At 43.1% G+C, this 16,582-nt stretch carries 16 protein-coding genes and 1 riboswitch; of the genes, 1 reads left to right on the top strand and 15 read right to left on the bottom strand.

Annotation, left to right across the window (positions count from 1 at the left end; translation table 11 throughout):
* Window positions 1–64: 64 nt before the first annotated feature.
* The 4 genes from MHH41_RS12715 to MHH41_RS12730 form a co-directional block, all read right to left on the bottom strand.
* The gene (locus MHH41_RS12715; protein WP_106029055.1) at window positions 65–526 is read right to left on the bottom strand and encodes an acyl-CoA thioesterase; all 462 of its coding nucleotides are present in this window, start codon (window positions 524–526) and stop codon (window positions 65–67) included.
* A gap of 121 nt (window positions 527–647) precedes the next feature.
* On the bottom strand, window positions 648–1,412 hold the full coding sequence (sdhB, locus tag MHH41_RS12720; protein WP_003216443.1) for a succinate dehydrogenase iron-sulfur subunit: 765 nt from the start codon (window positions 1,410–1,412) through the stop codon (window positions 648–650).
* Window position 1,413: 1 nt separating this feature from the next.
* Entirely contained in the window at window positions 1,414–3,174 is a 1,761-nt protein-coding gene (gene sdhA / locus MHH41_RS12725; protein ID WP_003216403.1) for a succinate dehydrogenase flavoprotein subunit, read from the bottom strand.
* A gap of 37 nt (window positions 3,175–3,211) precedes the next feature.
* Window positions 3,212–3,820, bottom strand: coding sequence for a succinate dehydrogenase cytochrome b558 subunit (locus MHH41_RS12730; protein ID WP_106032633.1), 609 nt, complete (start codon window positions 3,818–3,820; stop codon window positions 3,212–3,214).
* 280 nt (window positions 3,821–4,100) lie between these two features.
* Here MHH41_RS12730 and MHH41_RS12735 point away from each other — a divergent pair, with 280 nt between their 5' ends.
* Window positions 4,101–4,544 carry a YslB family protein gene (locus MHH41_RS12735; protein ID WP_003216293.1) on the top strand — a complete coding sequence of 148 codons (444 nt, stop codon included), beginning with the start codon at window positions 4,101–4,103 and terminating at the stop codon, window positions 4,542–4,544.
* A 166-nt stretch (window positions 4,545–4,710) separates the two neighbouring features.
* On the opposite strand, the gene MHH41_RS12740 is transcribed toward MHH41_RS12735, so the two are convergent.
* The 11 genes from MHH41_RS12740 to MHH41_RS12790 form a co-directional block, all read right to left on the bottom strand.
* The gene (locus MHH41_RS12740) at window positions 4,711–5,940 is read right to left on the bottom strand and encodes an aspartate kinase (RefSeq protein WP_113387211.1); all 1,230 of its coding nucleotides are present in this window, start codon (window positions 5,938–5,940) and stop codon (window positions 4,711–4,713) included.
* A 141-nt stretch (window positions 5,941–6,081) separates the two neighbouring features.
* Window positions 6,082–6,259, bottom strand: a riboswitch (Lysine riboswitch).
* A gap of 63 nt (window positions 6,260–6,322) precedes the next feature.
* The gene (uvrC, locus tag MHH41_RS12745; RefSeq protein WP_050943614.1) at window positions 6,323–8,095 is read right to left on the bottom strand and encodes an excinuclease ABC subunit UvrC; all 1,773 of its coding nucleotides are present in this window, start codon (window positions 8,093–8,095) and stop codon (window positions 6,323–6,325) included.
* A 139-nt stretch (window positions 8,096–8,234) separates the two neighbouring features.
* The gene (gene trxA / locus MHH41_RS12750) at window positions 8,235–8,549 is read right to left on the bottom strand and encodes a thioredoxin (protein ID WP_003216330.1); all 315 of its coding nucleotides are present in this window, start codon (window positions 8,547–8,549) and stop codon (window positions 8,235–8,237) included.
* 245 nt (window positions 8,550–8,794) lie between these two features.
* Window positions 8,795–10,273 (bottom strand): alpha-N-arabinofuranosidase, encoded by a 1,479-nt coding sequence (locus MHH41_RS12755; protein WP_113387212.1) that lies wholly within the window; start codon window positions 10,271–10,273, stop codon window positions 8,795–8,797.
* A gap of 75 nt (window positions 10,274–10,348) precedes the next feature.
* On the bottom strand, window positions 10,349–11,326 hold the full coding sequence (locus MHH41_RS12760) for an electron transfer flavoprotein subunit alpha/FixB family protein (protein WP_340866419.1): 978 nt from the start codon (window positions 11,324–11,326) through the stop codon (window positions 10,349–10,351).
* 44 nt (window positions 11,327–11,370) lie between these two features.
* Window positions 11,371–12,144 carry an electron transfer flavoprotein subunit beta/FixA family protein gene (locus tag MHH41_RS12765; RefSeq protein WP_012010823.1) on the bottom strand — a complete coding sequence of 258 codons (774 nt, stop codon included), beginning with the start codon at window positions 12,142–12,144 and terminating at the stop codon, window positions 11,371–11,373.
* A 31-nt stretch (window positions 12,145–12,175) separates the two neighbouring features.
* Window positions 12,176–12,955, bottom strand: a complete 780-nt coding sequence (locus MHH41_RS12770) for an enoyl-CoA hydratase (protein ID WP_106029050.1) — start codon at window positions 12,953–12,955, stop codon at window positions 12,176–12,178.
* A 26-nt stretch (window positions 12,956–12,981) separates the two neighbouring features.
* Window positions 12,982–13,566 carry a TetR/AcrR family transcriptional regulator gene (locus MHH41_RS12775; RefSeq protein ID WP_340866420.1) on the bottom strand — a complete coding sequence of 195 codons (585 nt, stop codon included), beginning with the start codon at window positions 13,564–13,566 and terminating at the stop codon, window positions 12,982–12,984.
* A gap of 166 nt (window positions 13,567–13,732) precedes the next feature.
* Complete coding sequence (locus tag MHH41_RS12780) at window positions 13,733–15,454, bottom strand: AMP-binding protein (protein ID WP_340866421.1); 1,722 nt, start codon at window positions 15,452–15,454, stop codon at window positions 13,733–13,735.
* Window positions 15,455–15,555: 101 nt separating this feature from the next.
* Window positions 15,556–16,011: an immunity 63 family protein gene (locus MHH41_RS12785; protein ID WP_050943611.1), complete on the bottom strand. Its 456-nt coding sequence runs from the start codon at window positions 16,009–16,011 to the stop codon at window positions 15,556–15,558.
* 163 nt (window positions 16,012–16,174) lie between these two features.
* Complete coding sequence (locus MHH41_RS12790; protein ID WP_008345990.1) at window positions 16,175–16,579, bottom strand: DUF350 domain-containing protein; 405 nt, start codon at window positions 16,577–16,579, stop codon at window positions 16,175–16,177.
* Between the last annotated feature and the right edge of the window lie 3 nt (window positions 16,580–16,582).

Raw genomic sequence — 16,582 nt, forward strand, 5'->3', positions numbered from 1 at the left:
TTTCTTCTTGATATGGTGCTTTTATTATAACAAAATGGAGCGTGCACGTTGATGAGGTAGCATGCTACTCTTTTCTCTGCGCCCTAAATGTCTCTTTTTCTTCTTCAGTAAATGGGACAGATGTGCCTGTGTCTTTACTAATCTGCACCATGGTGACTGAGCCTGTAAAGCATGGCTCCTGCTGTTCATTTTCTCCTAAATAATGAAGAATGAGTGAGCTTGAGCCGACCTTCTCAGGCTTAACATACACTCGAAGCCTCTCTCCAATCTCTACCTGCTTGATGTAATCACATTGCAGGTTAGCGACGACTGTCATGGTTTCTCGCACACGTTTCATCCGTTTATCAACAATTCCTGTTTTTTGAAAAAAGGCAATGCGCGCCTCTTCAAAATACACAAAAGGGGTAACATTGTTCATGTGGCCAAACATATCCGTTTCTGAAAACCGAACGGTCGTTTCGACATAAAATCGAAAGGATGCCCTCCACTCTTCAAACGGTGCTTCAATATATGACGGCAATCTCACTTGATCATCTCCTTATTTGGAAACAAAACGCCTCTCCCGTATTGGAAGAGGCGTTTGTTTCAATATTGCATCCAGCCTCTTAAACACTCATCATGATTGGCAAAGAGGACTGAATGTGATGTTATTCTGCGTGATCGCTTCCGAAGAAGTTACGGAATGCTTGTAAAGTTGTATCTCGGTTAAGTGCAGCAATTGACGTTGTCAGCGGGATTCCTTTCGGACAAGACTGCACACAGTTTTGGGAGTTCCCGCAGTTCGCAAGACCACCGTCCCCCATAATTTCTTCTAGACGGTCAGACTTATTCATCGCACCTGTCGGATGTGCGTTAAATAAACGAACTTGCGAAAGCGGTGCAGGTCCCATAAAGGAAGATTTATCATTCACGTTTGGACAAGCTTCAAGGCAGACACCACATGTCATACATTTCGAAAGCTCATAAGCCCATTGACGTTTTTTCTCAGGCATTCTTGGTCCAGGACCAAGGTCATACGTGCCATCGATCGGTACCCATGCTTTCACCTTTTTCAAGGAATTGAACATCCGGCTTCTATCAACCTGCAAATCTCTCACAACCGGGAATGTCTTCATCGGCTGAAGACGAATCGGCTGGTCTAACTTGTCAATCAAGGCTGTACATGATTGGCGCGGCTTTCCATTAATGACCATAGAACAAGCTCCGCACACCTCTTCAAGACAGTTCATATCCCAGTTGATCGCCGTTGTTTTTTTCCCTTGTTTATTGACCGGGTTCCGTCTAATTTCCATGAGTGCGGAAATGACGTTCATATTTGGGCGGTAAGGGATTTCGAATTCTTCATCATAAGGCTTTCCATCTGCTGTATCTTGACGTGTGATTATGAATTGAATCGTGTTTTTTTCACTCATCTTATTTCTCCACCTTTTTCTTCGAGTAATCTCGTTTACGAGGTGCAATTAACGATACATCGACGTCCTCATAGTGGAATGCAGGCTTTTGATTTTTTCCTTTGAACGTAGCCATCGTTGTTTTTAGGAACTCTTCATCGTTTCTCTCTGGGAAGTCCGGTTTGTAGTGTGCGCCTCGGCTCTCATTCCGGTTGTAAGCCCCGATCGTAATGACTCTTGCCAGCTGAAGCATGTTGTCAAGCTGACGTGTGAAGGCAGCGCCTTGGTTGCTCCATGAAGCTGTATCGTTGATGTTGATCTGCTTGTAGCGCTCCATTAGTTCTTCGATTTTCTGATCTGTTTTTAAGAGTTTGTCATTGTAACGAACAACTGTGACGTTATCCGTCATCCATTCTCCAAGCTCTTTATGAAGCACGTACGCATTTTCTGTTCCGTCCATGCCAAGGATGTTGTCCCATTTCTCCTGCTCTTTCTTCACGGCGCTGTCAAATGTTGCAGAAGATAGGTCTTCCGCAGACTTTTCAAGACCGCTAATGTACTTCACAGCATTTGGTCCAGCGACCATTCCGCCGTAAATGGCTGAAAGCAGTGAGTTTGCACCAAGTCTGTTTCCGCCGTGCATAGAGTAATCACATTCTCCGGCAGCAAATAGGCCTTTGATATTCGTCATTTGATCATAATCAACCCATAATCCGCCCATTGAGTAATGAACAGCAGGGAAAATTTTCATTGGAAGCTTACGCGGGTCATCACCCATGAATTTTTCATAGATTTCAATGATGCCGCCAAGTTTAATATCAAGTTCTTTTGGATCTTTATGAGAAAGATCGAGATATACCATGTTCTCTCCGTTGATGCCAAGCTTTTGCTCGACACATACGTCAAAGATCTCACGTGTTGCGATATCACGCGGTACAAGGTTTCCGTATGCTGGATATTTTTCTTCCAGGAAGTACCAAGGCTTCCCGTCTTTATATGTCCAAACACGTCCGCCTTCACCACGAGCCGATTCACTCATGAGACGAAGCTTGTCATCTCCAGGGATCGCTGTTGGGTGAATTTGAATGAATTCTCCATTTGCGTAATGAGCCCCTTGCTGATAGACGATAGATGCAGCAGATCCAGTGTTAATCATGGAGTTCGTTGATTTTCCGAACACGATTCCAGGACCGCCTGTTGCCATGATCACTGCATCTGAACGGAAAGATTCAATTTCCATTGTTGTTAAGTTCTGCGCGACAATGCCTCGGCATACTTCCTCGTCATCTAACACAGCGCCAAGGAATTCCCAGCCTTCATATTTCGTGACAAGTCCTGCTACTTCATAGCGGCGAACCTGCTCATCAAGTGCATATAATAGCTGCTGGCCTGTTGTAGCTCCAGCAAATGCTGTACGGTGGTGCTGTGTTCCCCCGAAGCGGCGGAAGTCCAATAATCCCTCTGGTGTTCTGTTAAACATCACACCCATCCGATCAAGTAAATGGATAATGGACGGCGCTGCTTCACACATTGCCTTAACTGGCGGCTGGTTGGCTAAGAAGTCTCCGCCATACACCGTGTCGTCAAAATGCTCATAAGGTGAATCCCCTTCACCTTTTGTATTCACCGCTCCGTTGATTCCGCCCTGTGCACATACAGAATGCGAACGTTTTACAGGTACGATTGAAAATAGTTTAACAGCTGTTCCCGCTTCTGCTGCTTTAATAGTTGCCATGAGACCAGCTAAGCCGCCTCCGACAACGATGATGCTAGAATTACTCATTGTAGCCCCTCTCCCTCTTCTACTAATCTATTTCCTCTTAAACAAAAGCGAAAATTGCTCTTAGCCCTACATATGAAAGCGCTATAAATATACCTAATGTCACATATGTGGAGATTCTTTGTGAGCGTGGTGAAACAGTAATTCCCCAGCTGACAGCAAATGACCACAAGCCATTAGCAAAGTGGAAAATAGTAGATAAAACGCCGACAATATAGAAGCCTAGCATAAATGGAGAGCTTAAAATATTCGCCATCATGTCATAGTTCACTTCAGCTCCAAGCTGAGCTTGAATTCGTGTTTCCCATACATGCCAAGTCACAAAAATCAATGTGATGATACCTGAAATCCTTTGCAGTCTGAACAACCAGTTTCTTAAGTAACTGAAGCGAGACGTATTGTTTTGTGCCGTAAAGGCTATGTACACCCCATAAACAGCATGATAGATCAGTGGTAAGAAAATCACGAACAGCTCAAGTGCATATCTGAATGGAAGCTGTTCCATAAAGTGTGCAGCTTTGTTAAACGCCTCTGGTCCATTCGTCGCAAAGTGGTTAATCACTAAGTGCTGAATTAAAAATAGACCGACCGGAATGACGCCAAGCAAAGAATGCAATCTCCGATAAAAAAATTCTTTGTTCCCCGACATTACTTTACCCCCTAGTAAAAAGTGCAATTGCTGAAAATTGTCTTACCCCCGCTTCTTTCAATTGTAAGCACTTTATTCAAATTTATTGACAATTTCATTTTACTCCTATGTCAAAAAAGCGTCAAGAAACCGCGTACATAAATTAAAATTTTCCGAAATTTAAAAGTTTTAAATCAAAATTCGTTTTACTACAATAAGAATTTCTTAGACTTCAGGGAAAACTCTGTCATCATATGCTCACATAAGCTATAATAAATTGTTGAAAGAGGGGAGCCGTACAATGAATAAATTCGAATCTAACTTAGAACAGCTAAAAGAAATTGAAGTCAATGGATTTGCCTACGAGCTGATACGCGAAGTTCTGCTGCCTGATATTTTGGGTCAGGATCATTCATCTATGATGTATTTTGCGGGTAAGCTGCTTGCTCGTAAATTCCCTCAAGAGTCATGGGAGAAAATCCCCGAATTTTTCCATGATGCCGGATGGGGAACTCTCACGATGGTCCATTCGAAAAAACAGGAAATTGAGTTTGAGCTCGAAGGTCCACTTGTATCAAATCGACTCACCTATCAAAAGGAGCCATGCTTTCAGATGGAAGCAGGTTTTATTGCTGAACAAATCCAGCTTCTGAACGAGCACGTGGCTGAATCTTATGAACAAGTGAAAAAGCGTGCTGATAAAGTCATTTTAACCGTTAAATGGGATTTAAGAGACCCTAGCTAACACTCTTTATGAAAGGCGCGGACTTTAGGTCACGCCTTTTTTGTTTGCCTTCTTCTATCATAGCATACTTAGTGAATGGGTTTACGCACGTTTTCCTTTCTAGCATGGGGGGTTTCGGATATAAAAAAGAGGTGCACTCTTTCAAGAGATACACCTCTCTGCCTGTTTAAGAATGGGCAGCTACCTTTGATAAATCAAACGCATCATGCAGTGCTTCAACTGCTTTGACCATATCGTCACGGCCAACCACTGTTGAGACTTTGATTTCAGACGTACTGACCATTTTCACTTGTATGTCTTTTTCCGCTAACACAGCGAACATTTCAGCGGCTACGCCTGGATTTGAGACCATACCAGATCCAACGATAGATACTTTGGCTAATTTGCTTTCTGTCTCGATCTGTTCGTAGCCAAGTGCTCCTTTATATTCTTCTAACACTTCAACTGTTTTAGACAAATCATCCGTTTTCACAGAGAAAGAGATCGACGTCTGATTGGTGCTTGTGACGGACTGAATGATGATATCCACATTGATATTTTGTTTCGCAAGTGTCGTAAAAATGGTCGATAATGTGGTGAGACCGCTTGAAAGACCGCACACCGTCACGCGTGTAATCTGATCCTCAAATGCAATGCCTCTGACGACTAAATTTTGTTCCATGGATGATTCCTCCTCAATTAACGTACCCGATTCATTTTCAATACTAGAACGGACTTCTAGTGGGACTTGATAATTTTTCGCAAATTCGACAGCTCTCGGATGCAAGACACCAGCTCCTAAATTAGCCAGTTCGAGCATCTCATCGTATGAAATACCTGCAAGCTTCCGCGCGGCCGGTACATAGCGCGGATCTGTCGTAAATACTCCTGGTACATCTGTGTAAATATCACATTTATCCGCTTTTAGTGCGGCAGCAAGTGCTACAGCCGTCGTATCTGATCCACCGCGTCCAAGTGTTGTAATATGCAGGTCATCTGCAATTCCTTGGAAACCTGCCACAACAACGACTTTCCCAGCACTTAATTCCTCTTTTATTCTTGATTCATCGATGTCCACGATTCTTGCGTTACCGTGTACCTGCTCTGTTTTCATACCAGCCTGCCAGCCTGTAAAGGAAATCGCATCATAACCTTTTGCTTGCAGCGCCATCGTTAATAAGGAAATGGTCACTTGCTCTCCAGTTGCGAGCAGCATATCCATTTCTCTTTTGCTCGGATGATCTGTGAGTTCTTCCGCTAGGTCTACTAGAACATCCGTTGATTTACCCATTGCCGACACAACCACAACCACATCATGTCCGGCCTCGCGTTCAGCGATGACCCTTTCTGCAGCATTGCGAATTTTTTCTGTCGATCCAACAGACGTTCCGCCAAATTTTTGTACAATTAGTCCCATGTCTACCACCCTTTTTCAAAAGATCACGTGTGAGAGAAGAGGCAAGAAGCGGCTTTGGAGACTGCCTGCTCACTGCAAATAAAAAAAGCAATGAGAGAACAGATCTCCCATTGCTTTATAATCATCATCAAACGATGCAAACAATGAGATAGCCCTCCAAGAAATACATTCTTGACAGCCCTACATTTCTTCAATGTACAGCCAGCGAATAAAATGAGTGGATTTTATTCACTTCGGCGACGCTCCCCTTTTAGCCCTCTTCCTAGATCCCATCGATCTCTGAAGGCTTACTCTTGAAGTTCGCACCTCTATCTTCAACAAACAACACGTTCATTTATTAAATTTAGTCACAATCTTAACAGACTTTTGGAAAAAGTACAATCTATTTTTTTAAAGCTTCCATTAAAAGCTCGGCCGTTTGTTTCGGGATACCAGCCTCCTGAAAGTCTTGGATAGAGGCTTCTTTCATCTTTTTCACAGAGCCAAAATGTTTAAGAAGCTGTTTTTTACGCTTTTCTCCGATACCTGGCACATCGTCTAAAATAGATTGAAATGCATTTTTTCCGCGCAGCTGCCGGTGAAAGCTAATCGCGAATCGGTGCACTTCATCTTGAATGCGCTGCAATAAATAGAAGGCCTGGCTATTCCGCTCTAGTGCAACAATTTCCAGTGTATCGCCCATCATCAGATTCGACGTCCGGTGCTTTTCATCTTTGACTAGACCTGCTACTGGAACAGACAGATTCAATTCATTTTCAAGCACATCTATCGCTGCATTGATCTGTCCCTTTCCTCCGTCAATTAAAATCAAATCTGGTAGCGGGAGCTCATCCTTTAACACGCGGGTATATCGCCTTCTAATGACTTCACGCATCGATGCATAATCATCTGGACCTGTGACGGTTTTAATTTTGTATTTTCGGTATTCCTTTTTATACGGCTTCCCGTCCTGAAAGACGACCATGGCAGAAACCGGGTCTGCACCTTGAATATTCGAGTTATCAAATGCCTCAATCCGGTAAGGCATATAAATATTTAGCGCATCTCCAAGCTGCTTCACTGCACCAATGGACCGCTCTTCATCACGCTCAATGAGCGAAAATTTTTCTTTTAAGGCGATTTTGGCATTTTGATGGGCAAGTAATAGCAAATCCTTTTTCTTTCCTTTTTTCGGCTGATGAACGTTCGTCTCAAGCAATTGTTCAATCATCTCTTGATCTACGCTATCTGGCACCAAAATTTCCTTCGGCAGAAAGTGGTTGTTCTTTGCATAAAATTGTCCCATAAATGTGAGAAACTCTTCCTCAGGGTCTTGATACATAGGAAACAGGCTGACATCACGTTCAATCAATTTCCCTTGCCTGATGAAGAAGACCTGGACACACATCCAGCCCTTGTCATAGGCATATGCAAAAACATCTCGATCTGATAAATCGCTCATCGTCATTTTCTGCTTTTCCATCGTAGAGTCGATATACGCGATTTGGTCTCTCAGTTCTTTTGCCCGTTCGAACTCTAATTGTTCGGCGGCTTCCTGCATCTTTTCGGTGAGTTCTTTTTTGATTTGCTGGTGTCCTCCGTTTAGAAACCTTATGATTTCGTCCACGAGCTGCTTATTCGTTTCTTCAGAAATGTCATACACACATGGCGCGAGACATTGTCCAAGATGATAATAGAGACAGACACGGTCAGGGAGGGTGCTACATTTTCTGAGAGGATATAAACGGTCGAGCAGCTTTTTCGTTTCTCTTGCTGCTTGAACGTTCGGGTATGGACCGAAATATTTCCCTTTATCCTTCTTCACATTGCGTGTGACGATCAGCTTAGGATGCCGTTCATTCGTAATTTTAATAAAAGGATACGTTTTGTCATCCTTGAGCATGACATTGTATTTTGGGTCGTATTTTTTGATTAAATTCAGCTCTAAAATGAGTGCCTCGATATTAGAAGAGGTGACAATGTATTCAAAGTCCTCAATTTCACTGACAAGCCGCTGCGTTTTGGCGTCATGAGATCCAGTGAAATAAGAGCGTACTCTATTTTTTAAGACCTTTGCCTTCCCCACATAAATGACTGTATTTTGCCGATCTTTCATTAAATAGCAGCCTGGTTGATCTGGCAAGACCGATAGCTTTTCTTTGATCAGTTTGTTCATCTTTTCATCCGTCCTTGTTTTCCTCTTTCACTCCTTCTAGTGTATCACGAACATTTGTTTTATACCATGTTGAAAGAAAAGCGGCTCTCGTCTTTACGAGAACCGCTTTAGTGAGTATGCCGATTGGGCATAGACAGGTTTATAGATGTTTGTTAACAAGCTCAGCAAGTGCTTCTTTTGGTTTGAAACCAACAGAAGTTTCTACCACTTCACCGTCTTTTAAAACAAGAAGTGTTGGGATACTCATCACGCCGTATTTACCAGCAGTTTCTTGGTTATCGTCTACATCAATTTTTACAATTTTCATTTTATCGCCCATTTCTTGATCAAGTTCTTCAAGAACTGGAGCAATCATTTTACAAGGTCCGCACCATGGTGCCCAAAAGTCCGCAATAACAACACCTTCTGCAGTTTCTTGTGAAAATGTTGCGTCAGTAGCTTTTACGATTGCCATTATTCATTCCTCCAATGTAAATTATGCTTTTTAGTATAGCATCTACCAATGTGACTTGCGAATGAAATGCTTACGAATCATTTTTTATGAAATGAATTAAAAAACAAACCGTACAATCGCACCAATGACAACAATTGCACCGATAATCATGAGAATCGTTCTAAGCATATAAATAACTCCCTTTCCGCTTCGTTTACAATGTATGATGCCCCAACATCCTGCTCATCAAACATCTAAATATGCGATCAAGCGAGATCAATCGTAATCATCACCACAGACATTGGCGGCAGCTCTATGCTCAACTCACCGGGTTTTACAGCAAATTGCTGAAACTCTGCTGGCTGGACAGCATGAGGATCATCAAATGTGTTGTGCGCATTCATGCGGTTTGCTGTCAGCACGCGGCCCGTGACTTTCGTTTCTGCATCCACACCTTCAATGGCAAGGGATACTTCGTTTTGTTCATGCGGATTCAGGTGACAGAAGCTAATATGCATCTTATCTGACGAACGCGAAGCTGACACGCTAACCTGAGGTATTTTTTCTCCTCTGCGTTCATAAGGCGTTGACACGAATTCCACTTCAAGTGCTTCTTCCTCTTGATGCACTTGAAACATGTGAAACACATGATACGTAGGTGTCAGAAGCATCTTTTCGTCTTCCGTTAATACCATTGCTTGCAGAACATTGACCGTCTGGGCAATATTCGCCATATGAATCCGCTGGCAATGACGATGAAAGATATGAAAATGAAGGGCACAAACAAGTGCGTCTCTTAGTGTGTTTTGCTGATACAAAAACCCTGGATTTGTTCCTGGTTCTGGGTCATACCATGTCCCCCATTCATCAATGATCATCCCGATTCGCTTGTCTGGATCATAACGATCCATGATCTCTCCATGATCCACGACAAGCCGTTCCATCTCATAGGCTTTTTTCAACGTAATAAACCATTCATCTTCATCAAATTCAGTCGCTGACCCTTTCTTCTCCCATGTACCAGGTACAGTGTAGTAATGCAAACTGAGTCCATCCATCCAAGGTGCGGCGCGCTCCATTAATACTTTTGTCCAATTCACATCATTTGAATTGGCTCCGCACGCAATTTTGTATATGGATTGACCTGCAAACTCTCTCACATACGTTTGATATCGTTTATATAAATCGGCATAGTATTCAGGCGTCATATTCCCGCCACAGCCCCAGCTTTCGTTTCCTACACCAACATAGGTCAAATCCCAAGGTTCTTGTTTTCCATTTTGAATGCGCCAATCAGACATAGGTGTTCCCTTTGGAAAGGTGATGTACTCGACCCAGTCTGCTAATTCTTGAACAGTCCCACTTCCCACATTTCCGCAAATATAAGGCTCACATTCAAGCAGCTCACACAATTTCATAAACTCATGTGTACCAAATTCATTGGATTCAACCGTACCACCCCAATGAGTGTTCACCATCGGCTTTCGTTCGCTGAGATCACCTACACCATTTGCCCAATGATACTCGTCTGCAAAGCAGCCGCCCGGCCACCTAAGCACCGGAATATGTAATGCTTGAAGGGCTTTTAGCACATCCGTACGAATCCCCTCAATATGATCGATCTCTGAATCTTTTCCGACCCAAATCCCATCATAAATCCCTCTTCCTAAATGCTCTTGAAAATGTCCATAGATGTGTTTAGAAATACGTCCGATCACGTCATTCACTTTTACTGTTCCCTTCACTTATCAACCGCTCCTTTGTGTATTGATTACATACAAAAAAACCCAGAATACCTAGGCATTCTGAGTGTATGAGCGTTACGAGTGGATATTCATCTTTTTTAACTCTTCATTCAAAAGCGGTACCACTTCAAACAAGTCACCGACGATTCCGTAATCGGCAATTTTGAAGATCTCAGCTTCTGGGTCTTTGTTAATCGCCACAATGACTTTACTGTTAGACATCCCAGCTAAATGCTGAATCGCTCCTGATATCCCGCACGCAATATAGAGATCAGGTGTGACGACCTTGCCTGTTTGCCCAATTTGCAGGGCATAATCACAGTAGTCTGCGTCACAGGCACCACGCGAGGCACCGACTGCTGCGCCCAGCGTCTCAGCGAGTTCATTCAGCGGTTCAAACCCTTCCTTACTCTTGACCCCGCGTCCCCCGGCGACGATAACTTTTGCTTCAGATAAATCTACACCTTCTGACGTTTTTTTAATGACTTCCTTCACGATCGTTCGCAGGTTCTGAATATCGACAGAAACCGGTGTAATGTCTCCGCTGCGTGAGGCATCCCGCTCAAGAGGTCCCACGTTGTTCGGGCGTATGGTGGCCAAAAGCAGACGATCTGTTGAAATCACTTTTTCGAAGGCTTTTCCAGAGTAAATCGGTCTTGTGAAAACAAGATGTTCTCCGGTAACGCTTACATCAATCGCATCTGAAATTAGACCAGTCTGCAAGCGTGCAGCTATTTTCGGCGACAAGTCTTTTCCGATAGATGTATGGCCAAAGAGGACGGCATCTGGGTCAACCTGATCTAATATGGCTTGAAGTGCCTGCGCAAAACCATCTGACGTATAGTATGAAAGGTGCGGATGCTCCACAATCATGACATGATCCGCTCCATAGTATAGCAGTTCATTTGCTTGGTCTTTGACGTCATCCCCTATTAACACGCCAATGACTTCACCGCCATCTGCCACTTGATGAGCGGCAGCAATCGCTTCAAATGTCACATTTCTTAATTTACCGTCACGACTTTCTCCAAGTACAACAACTTTTTTACTCATCTTTCAAGTTCCCCCTTGTTCTCGTGATATCGTAAAGTGGATGTTTAGATGACTTTTGCTTCATTTCTAAGTAGATCTGTCAGTTCTTTGACTTGATCCTGAAGCTCACCGCTCAGCACCTTGCCACCCTCTTTTTTCTCCGGTAAGAAACGTTCAATTGTTTTGATTTTATATGGCACATCGTCTTCATCTAGATCTAAATCATCCAGTTCCAATTCTTCTAAAGGCTTTTTCTTTGCCTTCATAATGCCTGGTAATGATGGATAGCGAGGCTCATTGAGACCTTGCTGCGCAGTGACGACAAGCGGGAGCTCAGCAGAAATGACTTCCACATCACCTTCTGCATCTCGTTCAATCGAAGCAGAGCCGCCGTCAATTTGAATACTTGTAATCGTTGTGACATATGAAAACCCAAGTAATTCAGCAAGACGCGGGGCAACCTGTCCAGAGCCACCGTCAATCGCCACATTCCCTGCTAAAATCAAGGAAGCCTCTTTGTCTTTTAAATAATGGTAAAGAATCGTAGAAGCTGAATATTGATCCCACTCTTCTAAGTCGTCTTCCACATTTAATAAAACGGCTTGATCGCAGCCCATAGCAAGCGCTGTTCTCAGCTGCTTTTCCGCATCCTCACTGCCAACTGTCACAACGGTCACTTCTCCCCCGTGCTCGTCGCGAAGCTGGATGGCTTCTTCTATGGCGTACTCGTCATAAGGATTAATAATGAACTCTGCTCCATCTTCTTGAATTGCACCAGACTGAATGGAAATCTTCTCTTCCGTGTCAAACGTACGCTTCATCAAAACAAATATATTCATCCATTTCTCCCCCTTGTTTCGTTTGAATCCTTTATTCCCCTTTAAAATTCGGTTTGCGCTTTTCGATAAAGGCTTGTATGCCTTCTTTGGCGTCATTCGATTGGAAAATCTCACCGAACTTTTTGGCTTCTAGCTTCATACCACCATCATATGAATACAATTTTGTCGCATTCAATAAATCCAGCACATACTCGAGTGATTTTGGGCTTTTCGTTGCAAATTTTGACGCAAGTATTTTGGCTGCTTCGAGCGCCTCTTCCTCTGTTTCTGCCAGCTTTGAAACAAGTCCGCAGGCAAATGCTTCTTCACCTGTAATCGGTTCAGCTGTACCCATCATTTCCAGCGCTTTAGCAGAACCAACATAGCGCGGCAGGCGCTGCGTACCGCCGAATCCCGGAATGATGCCGAGGTTTAGTTCCGGCAGTCCAAGCTTCGCATCTTTTGTGGCAATTCGGATATCACAAGACATGGCAAGCTCAAGGCCCCCGCCTAATGCCGCTCCGTGAATTGAAGCAATGACCGGTTTTGGACATTGTTCAATCCGTTCAAAGACCTGCTGCCCTCTGTCTGCAAGGCTTGAATAGTCAGACTCTTCCTGTAACGTCGTAAATTCCTTAATATCAGCTCCTGCTGAGAAAAATCTTCCTTCCCCGTGGATCACAATGGCTCTTACTTCTTCATTTTGTTCGAGCTGGTCAAACATGTCATTAAGCTCGGTGAGCAGCTGAGAAGATAAGGCGTTTGCTGGTGGATGCTGAATCGTGATAAGTGCTGTCTGTCCTTCATGATGTAAGGTGAGTATCTTTTCCATGTCAATCATCCTTTTTCAAAATGTCTTTAAGATTGATGTATTCCGTTTAAGAGTAGATCACGTACGTTTTCTGCGAGTGCAGGAAGATCATATTTTTGATCATTCATGACCCATGTTGTAGCGGTTTCATCAATCGTCCCAAATACCATTTGTCTCGCTAAGCGGACATCTAGATTTTTTCTGAATTCTCCTGTTTTCTTTCCTTCTGCTAATATCGACTCGAGCATATTTAAATACCCTTTCAGCACCTCATTGATTTTTTGCCGCAGCTCAAGGTTTGACTGCCTGAGTTCAAGCTGTGTCACAAGAGCCAAATGATGATTTTGCGCAAGCATACGAAAATGCTCCTCAATAAGCAGTAGAAGCTTTTCTTTCGCCGACGGTTTCTTTTGAATATCTGTTTCCATTCGTTCGATGAATTGTCCCATTTTTTCTTTGAACAATGAGATCAAAATATCCTCTTTATTTTTGAAATAAAGATAAATGGTTCCGTCTGCTACCCCTGCTTGTTTCGCAATTTTTGAAACTTGTGATTGGTGATAGCCGTTCTCTGCAATCACCACAACTGCTGCATCAATAATTTGCATGTACTTCGGTCTTTTCTGCTTCAATGTGCTTCGTCCCTTTCTGAATTGAATGAGTATTCATTCATAACTTTATGTTAAAAAGAAACGGGCGATTTGTCAAGTGATCTTCTCTTTCTTTTCCACCTTTAGCATACCAGAGTAGGCGGTCAACATTCAAATCATCCGGCCGATGGACCGGATGATGAAGCCGTTATGTTTTCGGTTGATCGGCAGGCGTTTCAGATGAAGAAGCGTGCTTTCTTTTTTCTTCTTCAATTAATACTCTGCGCAAAATCTTCCCGACGGCTGTTTTAGGCAGTGACTCTTTAAATTCATACACGCGCGGTACTTTAAATGAGGCAATTCTCGTCCTGACAAAGCGATCAAGTTCGTCCTCTGTTAAGTAGGCATCCTTTTTCGGTACAATAAATGCTTTCACTGTTTCTCCTCTGTACGGATCTGGAATACCTGCGACGACGACTTCTTGTACAAGCTCATGCTCATAAAGGGCTTCTTCGACTTCTCTTGGGTAAATATTATAGCCGCTCGCAATGATGACATCTTTTTTCCGGTCGACGATATAGAAAAAACCGTCCTCATCCATATACCCTATATCTCCGGTGAAAAACCAGCCATCTCGTAATACAGCCTCTGTCTCCTCTGGCTGATTCCAGTATCCTTTCATGATCTGAGGCCCTTTGACAATGATTTCTCCATGCTCATATGGTTCTTTGAGGCCTCCGGTTTCCTCGCAATAAATACCGGCATCTGTATTAGGCCACGGACAGCCAATGCTGCCTGTTTTGTTCGCTCCCCATAAAAAGTTAGAATGAGTGACGGGTGAGGTTTCTGAAAGTCCGTACCCCTCCACTAAGTGTCCTCCTGTTAATTTTTCAAAGCTTTGTTTGACTTCAACAGGAAGTGCCGCTGAGCCGCTTAGACATGCAGTGATGGACGATAGATCATACTTTTCAATGTTCGGATGATGCAGCAAGGCGATATACATGGTTGGTGCACCTGGAAAGAGCGTCGGCTTCTGTTTTTCAATCGTTTTGAGGGTATCAGCTGCGTCAAATCGCGGAAGTAGAATCATTGAATGCCCTTCTTTGACAGCAAGATTTAAGACGGTCGTCATTCCGTAGACATGAAAAAACGGAATGATGCCGAGGATGCGTTCTTTCCCCCTGGTCGTTTTATACATCCAGGAAGCGCACATTTCAGTATTCGCTAAAATATTTTCATGTGTGAGCATGACGCCTTTTGGTAACCCGGTCGTTCCGCCAGTATATTGCAAAACAGCGATATCCTCTTTCGGATCAAAGGCAAGTGCGGGTATCTGCTGTTCACCTTCCGATTCTTTCATAATCTGCGCGAAGTGATGAATGGTGTCATTTTTCTCCACTTGGATGACCATTTTATTTTTTCTTCTTTGCACAATAGGAAACAGTATGTTTTTCGGGAATGGTAAATAATCTTGTAGTTTGGTGACGATTAAGTGCTCCATACTTGTCAGCGCTTTCATTTTATAAGCCTTTGGATACAACAAATCTAGCGTGATCAGCACTTTGGCGCCGCTGTCTTCTATTTGATATTCCAGTTCTTTCTCCGTATAAAGCGGGTTTGTTTGAACAACGATGCCGCCTGCTATTAAAACAGCATAATAAGAAATGACCGATTGAGGACAGTTCGGCAGCATGATCGCTACTCTGTCACCTTTTTTCACGCCAATTTTCAGCAGATGACTGGCTAGTTTCAATACGTCTTCTTGCAGCTGTTCATAGGTGATGTTCTTTCCTAGAAAATGAATGGCTGTATGCTCAGGTGCAGCCTCTGCGGAGCTGAATAAGTAAGATTGTAATGTTTCATTTGGGATGGTGAGTTCGTGGGGAATTTGATTCGGGTAATGCAGAAGCCAACGTTTATCTGACTGCATAAAAACCCTCCTTCCTGAACTTTCGTACTATTATATTATAGCAAACTTTTCCTTAGGGCAGTTTGCTTTTTTCTAATAGGGCTTGGTTCAATTGCATATGTTTACTTTTTCGCCGGTGTTTCGATAGAGGCTCTTTTTCCTTCATGATGCCACTGTTCATATAATCCACCGATTGCACGAAATGAGTCGTTGACTCTTTCTACGATCTGTTGATGGATACTAGGGTCATTCGGTAAATGCGTCTGGATGTTGTCGACTTGATACTTCCTCATCATGTCGATATAAACCGTGAGAAAAATCGTGTCTTCTAAAATCCAGTAAATGACTTCATCCGCCACTTTTGTTCTTTTATGCAGCATTTGAATGCCTCGTTCATATTGAATGAGGATATAACCACTCGAATCGATTTGAATATAGGGACTCAAATCATCAAAAAATCCTGACGTTTGAAATGGACGTGCAATATACGGTTTGTATATGTCTCTTGGAAGGGATGTCATTTGAAGACAAGTATCAATGCGCTTGATCAGTTCGTCTTTTTGCAGAATGTGCTTCATGTCATTCGCCGCCTTTGATGAGATAAAAGCTGCCAAGGGATTCCCTGACAGCTTTCTAACGCCTGTTTTTTTCATTTCACAGGAACAGATAAACGGCACCAATGACCGCAAAAGTGCAGGCAACTACGATTAATACTTTTGCTAGCTTTTCCATGTCGTCTCCTTAAATGCCGGCTGCTACTACGTAAGACAGCCCAACTGAAATGATGAGTGAAATAAACCCGACCGCTCTATTATCATTTTCAATCTCTTTGTCTACTTTAAAACGTGGTGTTAAAAATTCAAAAATGAAATAGCTGACAAGCAGCATCACAAAGCCGTATACGCCCCATCCAATCATTTGAAGAAGGGAATTGTGCTGTGCGATTGAATGTTGAAATACATTCGCAATCCCAAAGATTTTCCCGCCTGTTGCCATGGCAACGGCTAAGTTCCCCCGCTGAATCTCTTCCCAATTCTTATAGGAGGTGACGAGTTCAAAAATGGTTAGAAATAAGACGAGACACAGGACGGCCACGCTATAATAGGCGGCAATTTCCACAAGTTCATTTTCCCAAAAGGCTTTCATGCG

It is taken from the genome of Bacillus sp. FSL K6-1145 (assembly GCF_038003425.1).
GTDB lineage: Bacteria > Bacillota > Bacilli > Bacillales > Bacillaceae > Bacillus > Bacillus pumilus.

Excerpts from the sequence above, each read along its gene's own strand:
- sdhB (WP_003216443.1), bottom strand. The coding sequence starts at position 1,412 with ATGAGTGAAAAAAACACGATTCAATTCATAATCACACGTCAAGATACA.
- sdhA (WP_003216403.1), bottom strand. The coding sequence starts at position 3,174 with ATGAGTAATTCTAGCATCATCGTTGTCGGAGGCGGCTTAGCTGGTCTC.
- MHH41_RS12730 (WP_106032633.1), bottom strand. The coding sequence starts at position 3,820 with ATGTCGGGGAACAAAGAATTTTTTTATCGGAGATTGCATTCTTTGCTT.
- MHH41_RS12735 (WP_003216293.1), top strand. The coding sequence starts at position 4,101 with ATGAATAAATTCGAATCTAACTTAGAACAGCTAAAAGAAATTGAAGTC.
- MHH41_RS12740 (WP_113387211.1), bottom strand. The coding sequence starts at position 5,940 with ATGGGACTAATTGTACAAAAATTTGGCGGAACGTCTGTTGGATCGACA.
- uvrC (WP_050943614.1), bottom strand. The coding sequence starts at position 8,095 with ATGAACAAACTGATCAAAGAAAAGCTATCGGTCTTGCCAGATCAACCA.
- trxA (WP_003216330.1), bottom strand. The coding sequence starts at position 8,549 with ATGGCAATCGTAAAAGCTACTGACGCAACATTTTCACAAGAAACTGCA.
- MHH41_RS12760 (WP_340866419.1), bottom strand. The coding sequence starts at position 11,326 with ATGAGTAAAAAAGTTGTTGTACTTGGAGAAAGTCGTGACGGTAAATTA.
- MHH41_RS12765 (WP_012010823.1), bottom strand. The coding sequence starts at position 12,144 with ATGAATATATTTGTTTTGATGAAGCGTACGTTTGACACGGAAGAGAAG.
- MHH41_RS12770 (WP_106029050.1), bottom strand. The coding sequence starts at position 12,955 with ATGGAAAAGATACTCACCTTACATCATGAAGGACAGACAGCACTTATC.
- MHH41_RS12780 (WP_340866421.1), bottom strand. The coding sequence starts at position 15,454 with ATGCAGTCAGATAAACGTTGGCTTCTGCATTACCCGAATCAAATTCCC.
- MHH41_RS12785 (WP_050943611.1), bottom strand. The coding sequence starts at position 16,011 with ATGAAGCACATTCTGCAAAAAGACGAACTGATCAAGCGCATTGATACT.
- MHH41_RS12790 (WP_008345990.1), bottom strand. The coding sequence starts at position 16,579 with ATGAAAGCCTTTTGGGAAAATGAACTTGTGGAAATTGCCGCCTATTAT.